We start from the raw sequence: 11,853 nt of genomic DNA on the forward strand, positions 1-11,853 counted from the left end.
CAAATATACCTAAGGGAGGAGAATTACGCTCTACTAGGACTGATCAAAATAGCGCTGATTTGTCTCAATTTGCTTGGGATTATCATGCTTTTTCCTCCTTTCCAGTTCTTTTATATAAAGAGCAAGCAAATCGTATATTTCAGGAAAGACTTTTCATTTCAAAAACAAAAAGGGCAATGTTCACATTGCCCTTTACTTTCTATGCCCAGTTACTGGTCCATTACATCTTATAATACTGCTCCCAGCCTCTCGCAGGTGGAGGTCCAGCTAAAAGTGCATTGGCAAACTTATCATTAGTCACTTCTTTTGTCTGTGTATTCAAGATCAATTTACTGTTTAAGCGTTGTGCAATTACACCCAAACAAAATACTTGGCTCAGAGGACCTGCAATTTCAAAAGCCGAGCGGGTCTTTTCTTCGCCTTTACAACCTTTTAAGAAATTAGCAAAGTGATTTGACGGTGATTGTGGTACTTCCGGTAACCGAGACTCCATTTCCTTGGCTTTCGCTGCTGGAATAATCTGCAAGGTACTAGCATGAGAACCACCTTTAAATATCAAATCCTTGCTATAGATAATTTTCCCAGGATTTAATTTGGCGGGTTCCAATTTCCCTGTACTTGGTGCAGGAATATTAGGATCCAGTCCGGATACACCGTAGCCTTCCGGTATAGGTGGCAAATTATCCAGTCCATCATACCAATTGATATCTACTGCTGGCATCTTTTTCCTTTTTGGAAAATGAAATTTCAAGGTCGAAGACATGGGGAAAAAATAGGAATTATACCCATCGAGCTTCACAGCGGACACTTCTGTAGGCAGCCCCAAATCTAAAAATTCATGCGCTGTATCCAATATATGTGCACCCCAATCACCCAATGCCCCCATTCCAAAATCATACCAACAGCGCCATTGACCATTCACAAAATCCTTATTATAATTATGGCCTATGGTCTGCATTTGCCAAAGATCCCAATCTAATGTTTCGGGCACCATTTCAGCGGCAGGAAAACCCTTCATATTCACATCCCAGCCATGCCATCTACGCGGCATATTCATGTGCGCATCGATGCGCGTCACATCCTTAATAATACCGGCATCTTTCCAGGCTTTAAACTGAAAGTAATTTGCTTCGGAGTGCCCCTGATTTCCCATTTGGGTAGCAAGTTTAGGGTTTTTCCGAGCTTTATTTGCCATCAGTTCAACTTCAAGGAATGTTCTCGCCATTGGTTTTTCCACGTAAACATGTTTACCCAAGTCCAGTGCAAGCATTGTTATGGCAAAGTGCGAGAAATCGGGAGTTCCGACACTTACAGCATCGATCTGATTTCCCATTTTGTCAAACATCACCCGAAAATCCTTAAACTTAGGTGCATCAGGAAACAAGCCCAAAATTTCCTGTGTATGTTTCGCGCCAAGATCTACATCACATAGCGCGACAATATTACAGAGTCCTGTTTTATACAGCTCTTTAATGATTTCTGCGGCCCTATTTCCTAAGCCTACACAAGCTAAGTTGACACGCTCATTTGGTTTGGCCAAACTGACATTTCCCAATACACTATTGGATAGCATAACCGCTCCTGCAGCGATAACAGACTGTTTAACAAAGCTTCTGCGCGATAAATAATGATTCATAAGAGATAAGCTTAATTGGGTGTATTGATTTTTATGCTGCGAAATGAAACCCGATCGCCATGGTCTTGGAGAAGAATAAAACCTTCCTTCGCTTCACCAAAATTTTCCCAATCTTTATATTTGCTGATCTGAACCAAATCTTTAAACGCTTTTGAGCCCCGCTCATAAGACAGCATCTTAATTCCATTTAAATAGTGTTCAACTTTGTTATCTGCTGTAACAACAACCCGACCTCTATTCCACTCACCGATCGGTCTACGTGCGCGATCATCACGATTGGACGTAATGAGATCATAAAGCGATGCCAACGTACGATTTCCATCGCGTCCCAACTTCGCGTCAGGGTGTAAAGCATCATCCAGCACCTGATATTCCAAACCAATAGCAGATCCTTTTGATTTTTCTTTTAAAGTCACAAAATACTTAACGCCACTATTTGCTCCCGGACTAAGCTTAAATTCAAATGAAAGATCAAACACAGCGTATTTATCTTTTGTGACGATATCACCACCATTGGTTGATTCTCCACCGTCGGATTTCAGAACAGTCATTTGTCCATCCTTAACTTCCCAGCCACGTTCCGGAAATTTATCGCCATGTATACTCCGCCAGCCCTTATTGGTTTTACCGTCAAACAAAAGCTTAACCCCCTTCTTCTTTTCAGCATCAGCCAAGTCATTTGGCTTCAAGTTCACGATATAAAGATCTTTTGGAAAACCTTTTGATTTGAGGTCGGTTGTTTTTATTTTAATATTCTTAAAGTACACTTTCTTTCCGTCCAGTTTAGGTGGAATACCATGCACCTGCAAGCCGATAAAACCAGACCTATCGATCGTATCAACGACATAAGCAACAGGAATATCATTGATCCAAGTGCGCAGTTCATCACCAATGGCTTCAATTCGAATATGATTGAATTCCTCTGCTTTATAGGCTTTTTTTGCATTTTCATTTAAATCAAGTGGATAAATCCATCCACGACGCGCCTCGTCATATATTCCACCCGTCCATGCACGTGAAGAGGGGTCTATTTCAACTTGCCTTCCATATACGCGTCCGCGCCCATCATTAGCCTTTGGATCAAGATGGCTCCGTGTCTGAATACCTGAGTTTGTTTCGTTGCCTTCAAGTTTAACATCCAGTTCCAATATGAAATCACCATACTCTTTTTCAGTGATCAAAAAAGAATTGGGCGTACCTTTTGTCATTCTGCCGACAATAGCATCACCTTCAATAGAATAGGGAGCTTTTCCTCCGACGGATTTCCAGCCATTCAGCGTTTTTCCATCAAAAAGGTTTGTCCAACCTTTCTCATTACTTTTATCTGCCTGAGCATACGACAAGACAGCATTGCTGACCATAGCTGCCATTAAAACAGATTTAAATAGTGCATTTCTTTTCATTGTAAAATTTAATCTTGGGTCTATCAACCCGGTTTATTTATTCATCATTGGTTCGTCAATCAGAACAAAATCGAGACCTCCTAAATTGAAAACCTGTAGACGGTGCTACGTGTAACTTTCAAGCCGGATAGGACTTTATTTACTTATTGGCTATTGATTCAATTGACTTAGTCAAACAATATATTAATTAATATAAGCGAAATGAATTAAATGATATGATTTATTTACGAAAACGTTTGAATCAGTATAACAAACAGATCATTTCATTCAAACATAGAGCGAGCACAGTCAAACCCAATTATTTATGCCCTGTCAAATAAGGGACACAACAATGTTCCGGATCAATAATGCAAAATAGACCTCGGTTACTACCTATAATAGCGTATGGACAAATTAGGTTCAACACCCCTATGCTCCTACTATGTAAGTAATATGGATCCACAGTGAATGCACAGTTAAAAAGTGGAATCACTGTGGACTCAACCTGCTTACAGTACGAATTTGATCATACCAAAGTAATGAGGTGGTACCTAACTAATCCCCCATAAATATGGAGAGATGCTACAAACTTCAAATAAAATGCGATAATTCGTTCATTGAGGGACTTATACGAGCAATTTATATTATATTGGAAAAGCAAATAAAAACAATCAGTAAAAAATTTGGAGAATACGAAAATTATATACAACTTTAAAGCACAAACACCTGCTCTAAACAGGCTACAAGTTAACAAAGGAAATTTTTTATTTTAAAACGAGGATTTTATCTTAGAATCGCTCATAGACAAAAGTCTAAATTAGTTTTTTTGCAGAAAAACTTACTTTTACTTAATGTACAAACAGTAGCATATAAAATATGACAACCAACCCCATTAAGGTATATACAGTAGTTTCAAAAGAAGTAAAAGAAGATCCAGATTTATTCACCAATCTGGAAGGTGTCTTCTCAACATATGAAAAAGCACAGGAATATATTGATCACTTTTTTGGTAATGCTAAATATGGTTATCGATCTATTGTTACGACTTATTTAGATCCCTTTCAGGAAGAAATCCAAAATAACGATTCTTATTATAGCATTTCATCTCAATTAATGGGGCCGCATTTAGAAGTTGAGATCTGTAAAACTTCTTTTGCCGTCGTCCTCTCTGAAGTTGAGCAACTGCGCATCGATCCAGCAACCTCTGAGAAACCGCTGGAATTAAACCTGCATTGTTTTGCAGTTTCGGAAGAAAAGGCAATGGAAAAATTCGAGAAATTAGCTAAAGCTTATGCTAACGAACACAACATTCAATTTCAAATTCAACCCTTCCGTATTGCAGATTCAGACCAATGCTATTAACCTGTAATTACAGTAAGATTTTAGCAGGTTTTTCAGAAGTTTATTTTTTTTCGGATTTCACTTAAATATTCTGGTGTGAACCCCAGGTATGAGGCAATGAGGTATTGCGGAACACGTTGGACAAATTGGGGATATTTACGGCGCATATCATGGTAAAATTCCTCTTTGGATAACGAAAATAGGTACTTAACCCGCATTTGTGCCGCAGCATATGCTCTTTGGTACACAAAGCGAAAATATCGTTCCATGACAGGAAATGCCGCGAGCAATTTTTCCTGATTTTCTTGGCTGATATAAACCACATCGGACTTTTCCACCGCCTGAATGTAAAACGAAGTGACAAGCTTATGTTCGAAAGCCATATTATCTGTCATCCACCAATTTTCTATAGCGAATTCAGTTGTTTGTTCAACACCTTTTTCATTGACAAAGAATTTACGTAAAACACCTTTCAATACAAAAAAATGATATTTGCAAACCTGACCTTCTTCCAGTATGTTTTCTTTTTTCGCGACCGATTTCATGTTAAAGTAACTCAATATTTCCTCTAATTCAATCGGATCGATATCGATAAATTTCTTCAAATGTTCTCTAAGTTCTTCCAACAGTCCATCAATTTATTGTACAAACAAAGCTACTCATTCATTTTATCAAAAAAAAGAAACGCGGTACCATTTCAATTAAGCTCAATACGGAAGGGATGACAAGATAAATTCAAGTAATACGAATAATCATTCAACAAGCACGATTCATAAATCGGAATAGTTTCAATGGCTTTTACCCCCTACCTTTATAACAGGTACTCCAATAATATGATTAACAGATTGGAGCTATGATGAAAATGGCAGGCTCCATTTTTTGCAGAGTTTGTACTTTTTGAAAAAAGAGAAAGCAATGATCAAAATTAATTTTAGCAAAGGAAAAATTATCATTAGCATGCTGCTATGTTTTCTTCCAGTAGTCATTGGGTTATATGCCTGGTTATACTATGATTTTATTATTAAACTAACCTCGACGATATGGGTACTCGTGGCCGCATCGGTTTTTTATCTTAGACTACAACAGTTAAACCGCTATCGAAGAGGAGAGGCCGCACTCATTATAGATGAGCATATATTACTAAACAACAGCATATTGAAACCGAAGCAAATCCCATGGACGGATATCGATTATTTTGTTACTGGTTTATATCGGACAAATTCTATTTTTATAAAACTAAATGACCTTTCATCGCTAAGAAAAGAAAAAACAAGCCGTCTAATTCATTTATTAAGCTTTATTGACTGTAATCTATCAACAAAACCTGCATCTTTTTGGATCGACATAGATGTCATCGATATCAAAGAAAAGGAGCTTATGGCTCTGTTGCTACAGCGACTAAAAATGTAGCTGTACATCGGCGTTCCCCAAAAAAAGGTAGTCTAAAAAAAATCAGCCCCTTATCCATATAAGTGGGCTGATTCGCATTTATTATATCTAACACGGTTACATCAGAAAATATCCTTGCTATAAAAACGCAAAATTTTGAGATTTAGTACTTTATTTAATTCTTCAAATCAATTCAAAAATATTAGCGGTTCAACCGTAAAAAACCATCTACGCGGTAATATAGATAACCTCATGGGCTTCTGTTAACTGGGGAACTTCCAAATTATGAAGCATTTTATCCAAGACAGTTTCTGGTAGTGGGTACTCTCTATCGCTATTCTGCGCGCGCCAAATCTTATAGGGTTTTTCAACGTATAACAATTTCACATAAGCTTGATAGCTGACAAAAAGATCGATCAATTGTTTTCGCATCTGGGAAGTTATATTGGTGGCATTCCAGATAAAATCCTGTCCACAGCGTAAGTATTTTTTTGCCTGCTCTTTTGCTTCCTGTACAACCCATCCGTTTCTCTTTTTATCAGTAGGATCAATGCGATATTTGCGTCTGATGTCATCCAAACTAATAACAGGGAGGTCAGTATTCATCGCTAAAATCTGATAATCTTTGCCCATTCCCGGCAAACCTGAAAGTACAGTCACGGTGGATTTGAATGTATCAAAAGGCACATAATCAACATAGCTATTGTTTCCATTAAAATATGTAAATCGTGCATTTTCGGACAAAAAAGAACGTGTGGCATCCCAGCAGCCAATCTCTTTACTATACAGTTCGAACATATCCAATGCGTAGAGCAAAGCATCCAAATCGGCACAGTACCTTCCTTTAGCATCTGCTTCGGCCAACAACTTAAGTTGGCCCATATTGACACTCAATGACGCCTCCAAGGCGCTCTTCATTGGATCGACTTTTTCCATCAACCACAATGGCAACCCATGATAGCGTACCAATGCGACAATTTCCTCCCGTAATGCAAAAGGGGTCTCCACATCACGAAATAAAATCTCCCGTGCGGTCTGTGCTCCTCTTTTGGCATGATTTGGAGAGCTGATACGACCATCTGCAGCGACAATTGTCGTTGATCTCTTCTCGACATCATGCAATAAAGCGGAAGCCCAGAGGAGCTCCTGCTTTTGATAATCCAGATTCCGGTATTCAGGCAATCCTTCCAGCTGCTGTAATACCATTTGGGTATGAATCGCGACATTCCCTTCGGCATGATGTAAAGGGTCTTGTTGTACCTGTTCCATATCCCTGACCCAAGAAAATTGCTTCTCTAAAGCCGACCAATTCTTATTTACTGCTATTGTCCATTCCATTAGAAATCCCTCCTTTCCCAAATCATTTTTGTTCTTCGCCATGATTTTGTCCAATGTTCGTCGGTCTGGACATGTCCTTTTCTAACATATTTAAAAACATTGTGCTGAAATTCACTGACAGTATACGCATCAGCATTTCTGCAGACTAACCCCTCCATCGTACATGCTTCTCCAGTTTTAGGGTCAACCGATCCAAATTTAGAAGACTGCATGGCCAAATTTTCGACTGAACGCCGAAGTTCCAACTCAGTCAAACCCTTTACAATTTCAAGTTTTAAAACAGGTACAGTAGGCAAATCAAATAAACTGGCATAAAAAGTAACTTCTTCCCATGAAAGCCACTGATCTTTAATTCGAGCAGCAAAAACATAATAATAGTGCTCAAGTTGCACATATTCGATAGAATGCACAGCATAAAGATTTTCACCAAAAAACTCTAAATCATCCAGATCGTTTTTTAATCTAGACCAATGCTCCCGAAGCTGAGCCGTCCATGGCGACGTGGTCGGAGCTGCATGGGATCGTGCAAATACTCCACGCCGTGAAAGGCAATTATTTTCACCATCTAATTTTTCTGTAAATAACAATTTATGGAAAGATTGTATATCCTTCCAATAATGTTGATTAAAACGATCGTCGCTGCTTGTCCCTGGCGAAAATGGGAAATGATAGGTACGACCATATTTTGTTGATTCCATTTTTAAAATTTAAATCCATACTAATAAAATTGAAGACATAGGTGTAGGGTAAACAAACCGGGTAAATCCCGTTGTTTACTTTCTTCCTAAATATCGACAATGCATTACATGACTTTAAATTTTAAAAATTGACAATACTAATGATCTATTGCTACAAAAGTATTAAATTTATCTTAAAAACATAAAACAGAAAAATGTGACGAATACCAGCAAAAATGTGATGAATCAAATGTTTCTTCATCTTTTAGCTGGGATTCTATTTTTGTTTCTATAAAATAGAATTTGATTTTACTACCTTTAAGCTGAAAAGTATCAAACCGGCTTTATTAACTTTATACAAAAAAGACACTACATAATTAATCCATTATTTAACCATTCGCGTCCGATTTTGCGGTGTTACGGCAAATAGCCAAGATTGCATACAGCATTGGACTGTCAAATGATCATAAATACAGGGACTAAAAAATAATTGATCACATGGATACATATATCGTGTTAAAAAGGTTCTCTAGTTTAGAAGAAGCACAAGAATGTCATAAACTACTTTCGGAAAAAGGTGTAACAACGCGGTTGGCAGATAATGTCCCCCCTGTGGATATTACATTTTCTGGAAACACGGTTGGATTTCAATATGAGATTCAAATAGATCCTGCCAATTTTGCAAATGCAGAATCTATTTTAGAAGAGCAGGAAATGCAGTCTCTCCCCTTGGTTGAAGACGACCATTATCTGTATCAGTTTTCCGACCAAGAGCTCTTAGAAATTCTTCAAAAACCCGATGAATGGAACAAATTAGACTACGCACTGGCTAGAGAAATTTTATTAAAAAGAGGGAAAGAGATTGATCAGGAAACGCTAGATCTTTTGAAACAGGAACGGCTCATGCAACTACGGGAACCGGAACCGCAGCAGAAGTATTGGGTTATTTTTGGCTATATTTCAGCCCTTCTAGGTGGACTTTTAGGAATTGCAATCGGCTATATGTTGTTTAGTTCCAGAAAGAGCCTACCGAATGGCGAACGGATATTTTCCTATTCAGATCATGACAGAAAACATGGGACAAACATATTCTATATCGGATTATTCGTATTCACAATATCCGTTCTCATCAAAATGCTCTGGGGATGATAACATAAAATGAATACGATTTACATTTTTTAGCGGAGCAGCTCGAGTGCAGCTTTGTGACTGTGGTATTCTGTATCCTATCGCGATCTAATTAGCGCTAACGTCAACTGTAAATTTTTAATACTAAAAAAAATACCTATATTTAAGATGACATCTTTATTCTTGAATTATTTTTTGTAAACCTACAAACAAATTAACTTTATGAATAGTTTAAAGACCACAGCCACTCATTTCCGTTATAAAAAGCATCCGGGAGATCTATTCAGAAATACATGCGTTCAATTATTACCGCATCCCTATAAAAATCAAGAAGACTTTTGGGTATGGTTTCATCCCTCCTACCACCGCAGTGAAGACATTTCAGATTTAGGCGACCTGTACAAACAGCTTCACGACACCCCCTGTCAAGAAACGATGACAACATCAAAAAATGAGCTATGTTACGCTGCAGTAGCGAAGGAACGTCTCTTTGAAGAAATAAAATCATTGGAACAAAAGATCTATCAGGATTGTTTTGAAAACTTTTATTTGTTGATTATTGAAGGCCGCATCGAGCTGTTTGAAAGTCATCAAATTGAAAGTAAAGAATCTAGTTCCTAATGTCTATCTTTAAACCGTTATGCATTATTTGACTTGTGCGATTATAAGGAAGGACGATAAGGTACTCATTTGTCAGCGCCCGCCATCGGTGACGCATGCCTTAAAGTGGGAATTTCCTGGTCGCATAACCGAGTCCCACCTGCCAACGAAAGCAAATTTGTCGCTCAAAATCAGGGAAGAGCTAAGTATAGATATCCTTGTCGGAAGGCCCTTAGAGATGACGCAACAAGGCCATAAAAGTCCGGCAGTTTGTCGCTATCCTGTTCTCTGCACCTTTTCCTCTGGCGAAGTTGCCATGCTAGAATATGTCCAAGCAATATGGGTCTCCTCCGCAGAACTATCGCATTTTGATTGGACCGATACCGATCGACCAATTGTAGAAGAGTATACCAGATACCTTGAGAACTCAAATCCTCCGTCCCGTATAAAGGAAGCTTTTTTAGAAAGCCTAATTGGACTCATTGGTTTTACACTGGTCCATATGTTCTTCAATGTATATATAGGCTTATTGATAACTTTGATCCTAATCGCAATTACTGGAATTTATAGTTATTACACCCGAAAAAATATATGGAAAAGAATCTCATAAAACTTTCCTACATTTATAAAAACTAAGTAACCCCTAATTTCATTTTAGCCATACTGAAGACTTAATCAGATGAAAGATTTCCCACAATTAGAGACAGAACGACTTATTCTTAACGCAATAGAAACGACTGATATTCCACAGATTGTAGACTATCTGCAAGACAAGGTCTATTCAGACTTCACATCAAATATCCCCTATCCCTACCGAAAGGAGGATGCTGAATACTGGCTTAAATTAGCGGAAGAAGCATTTGCCAATCGTAAAGGATTCACTTTTGCTATTCGGAATAAAGATAAAAAACTGATCGGAGCTATTGGTCTGCATGATGAAGGCTCGGATAAGGCTGAATTGGGATACTGGATAGCTATTCCTTACTGGAATAAAGGTTATGTCACTGAAGCTGCAAAAGCAATCATTGATTTTGGATTTAAAGAATTAAACTTTAACAAAATCTTTGCGACCTACTTCCCCCATAATCCAGCATCGGGAAAAGTCATGGAAAAAATAGGAATGAAAAAAGAGGCCCTGTTAAAACAACATTTAAAGAAAGATGGCCGGTATTACGATATCCCATTATACGCTATTTTTAAATCGGAAAAATAAAACAGCAATTTCTCATGGATAAAAAGAATATCAAGTTGCGCTGTGATCATACATTTCCTATACTTATTCTTCTTTTTGGTTGTATTGCTATATTCCCAATAATAATTTCTAAGTATTCTATTTCTCTGTTAGGAATAATTTGGGAAACTTGCTGTGGGCTCATCATATTTACAGGCGTTTGGAGATTTGAGCACTTCGAAATATCTGGAGATACACTTACCAAAGTAAACTTAGGTGGATTATATCGAAAGGATTTAAATATGTGTCATATAACCAGATATACAAAAAAAGTGATTGATATGAATCACTTTTGGAATCCGTTTAATATCATAAAGTTATTTAGTAAGGAGAAAAAATATTTTAAATTCAGAACCATAAAACTTCAGGCAACAGATAATTTAATCATGATAATAAATGAACGAAATATGCATAGCGAGGACTTCAAAAAATTATACCATATAATCAAAACCTATCAGAAACGACAAGTCAAGTCTAAATCTCTAATTGTTTCGAGAAATTGATTAAATTTAAACAACTGATAATCATAAAGGATAAAACATGAAAATATTTGCATTCGCTGGGAGTAATTCTTCCACATCAATTAACAAACAATTGGTCAAATTTGTACTTAAAAGCTTCGAGGGGCACGAGATTAATTTGATCGACCTGAATGACTATAACATGCCTGTCTTTTCTGTAGACCTAGAAAAGAATGGATTCCCACAGGAAGCACAGCTTTTCCTCGATCATATAGCCTCCAGTGACATGATCATTTGCTCCCTCGCAGAGAATAATCGCTCCTATAGCGTAGCATTTAAAAATGTATTTGACTGGGCATCTAGAATAAATGTTAAAGTTTTCCAGGATAAACCCATGTTGCTTATGACAACTTCACCAGGAGGTTATGGTGGTGGAAATGTGATGGCCGAAGCGCAGAAATTTTTCCCGCAGTTTGGAGCAATCATTAAAGAAACATTTTCGCTTCCCAAATTTTACGAAAATTTTGATCAGGATAATGGCGTAATCAGTCCTGAACACCTCAATAGTCTGAAGGAAAAAATAGCGGACTTTAAGCAACAAATTTCATCCTAGCGGCATTCCGCTAAAAATCTATTTGCCTTTTCGTACATTCTGCATAACTTATGCCGA

Annotated in this window: 13 protein-coding genes; 8 read left to right on the plus strand and 5 right to left on the minus strand. The window is 37.6% G+C overall.

The window, feature by feature from the left end; translation table 11 throughout:
• Positions 1–233, plus strand: a 233-nt coding sequence (locus tag B2X72_RS16280) for a hypothetical protein (protein WP_286850710.1), incomplete at its 5' end; no start/stop codon positions are given.
• On the opposite strand, the gene B2X72_RS16285 is transcribed toward B2X72_RS16280, so the two are convergent.
• Entirely contained in the window at positions 221–1,636 is a 1,416-nt protein-coding gene (locus B2X72_RS16285) for a Gfo/Idh/MocA family protein (RefSeq protein ID WP_075991845.1), read from the minus strand. The two genes, B2X72_RS16280 and B2X72_RS16285, sit on opposite strands and share 13 nt — an antisense overlap.
• Positions 1,637–1,647: 11 nt before the next feature.
• On the minus strand, positions 1,648–3,039 hold the full coding sequence (locus B2X72_RS16290; protein ID WP_286850713.1) for a 3-keto-disaccharide hydrolase: 1,392 nt from the start codon (positions 3,037–3,039) through the stop codon (positions 1,648–1,650).
• An 855-nt stretch (positions 3,040–3,894) separates the two neighbouring features.
• On the opposite strand from B2X72_RS16290, the gene B2X72_RS16295 reads away from it, so the two are divergent.
• Positions 3,895–4,380 (plus strand): hypothetical protein, encoded by a 486-nt coding sequence (locus B2X72_RS16295; RefSeq protein ID WP_088160923.1) that lies wholly within the window; start codon positions 3,895–3,897, stop codon positions 4,378–4,380.
• Positions 4,381–4,412: 32 nt separating this feature from the next.
• Here B2X72_RS16295 and B2X72_RS16300 read toward each other — a convergent pair whose 3' ends face one another.
• Entirely contained in the window at positions 4,413–4,985 is a 573-nt protein-coding gene (locus B2X72_RS16300) for a Crp/Fnr family transcriptional regulator (RefSeq protein ID WP_232475735.1), read from the minus strand.
• A 289-nt stretch (positions 4,986–5,274) separates the two neighbouring features.
• Between B2X72_RS16300 and B2X72_RS16305 the strand changes: the two genes are divergently transcribed.
• The gene (locus B2X72_RS16305; protein ID WP_088160921.1) at positions 5,275–5,769 is read left to right on the plus strand and encodes an STM3941 family protein; all 495 of its coding nucleotides are present in this window, start codon (positions 5,275–5,277) and stop codon (positions 5,767–5,769) included.
• A gap of 207 nt (positions 5,770–5,976) precedes the next feature.
• Here B2X72_RS16305 and B2X72_RS16310 read toward each other — a convergent pair whose 3' ends face one another.
• Complete coding sequence (locus B2X72_RS16310; RefSeq protein ID WP_232475734.1) at positions 5,977–7,128, minus strand: AAA family ATPase; 1,152 nt, start codon at positions 7,126–7,128, stop codon at positions 5,977–5,979.
• Positions 7,086–7,784 carry an RNA ligase family protein gene (locus B2X72_RS16315; RefSeq protein ID WP_201665078.1) on the minus strand — a complete coding sequence of 233 codons (699 nt, stop codon included), beginning with the start codon at positions 7,782–7,784 and terminating at the stop codon, positions 7,086–7,088. Before B2X72_RS16315 ends, B2X72_RS16310 begins: the two co-directional genes overlap by 43 nt.
• 477 nt (positions 7,785–8,261) lie before the next feature.
• Between B2X72_RS16315 and B2X72_RS16320 the strand changes: the two genes are divergently transcribed.
• The 5 genes from B2X72_RS16320 (at position 8,262) to B2X72_RS16340 (ending at position 11,796) form a co-directional block, all read left to right on the plus strand.
• On the plus strand, positions 8,262–8,912 hold the full coding sequence (locus B2X72_RS16320) for a hypothetical protein (protein WP_088160918.1): 651 nt from the start codon (positions 8,262–8,264) through the stop codon (positions 8,910–8,912).
• Positions 8,913–9,113: 201 nt separating this feature from the next.
• Positions 9,114–9,512, plus strand: a complete 399-nt coding sequence (locus B2X72_RS16325) for a hypothetical protein (protein ID WP_088160917.1) — start codon at positions 9,114–9,116, stop codon at positions 9,510–9,512.
• A 19-nt stretch (positions 9,513–9,531) separates the two neighbouring features.
• Positions 9,532–10,101: a hypothetical protein gene (locus B2X72_RS16330; RefSeq protein ID WP_088160916.1), complete on the plus strand. Its 570-nt coding sequence runs from the start codon at positions 9,532–9,534 to the stop codon at positions 10,099–10,101.
• Positions 10,102–10,170: 69 nt separating this feature from the next.
• A complete protein-coding gene (locus B2X72_RS16335) occupies positions 10,171–10,704 on the plus strand; it encodes a GNAT family N-acetyltransferase (protein WP_088160915.1) in 534 nt (177 codons plus the stop codon).
• Between the two features lie 558 nt (positions 10,705–11,262).
• Positions 11,263–11,796, plus strand: a complete 534-nt coding sequence (locus B2X72_RS16340) for an NADPH-dependent FMN reductase (RefSeq protein ID WP_075991829.1) — start codon at positions 11,263–11,265, stop codon at positions 11,794–11,796.
• Positions 11,797–11,853: the final 57 nt, after the last annotated feature.

The organism is Sphingobacterium sp. UBA7253 (assembly GCF_002472745.1).
In the GTDB taxonomy this organism is placed as follows: Bacteria; Bacteroidota; Bacteroidia; order Sphingobacteriales; family Sphingobacteriaceae; genus Sphingobacterium; species Sphingobacterium siyangense.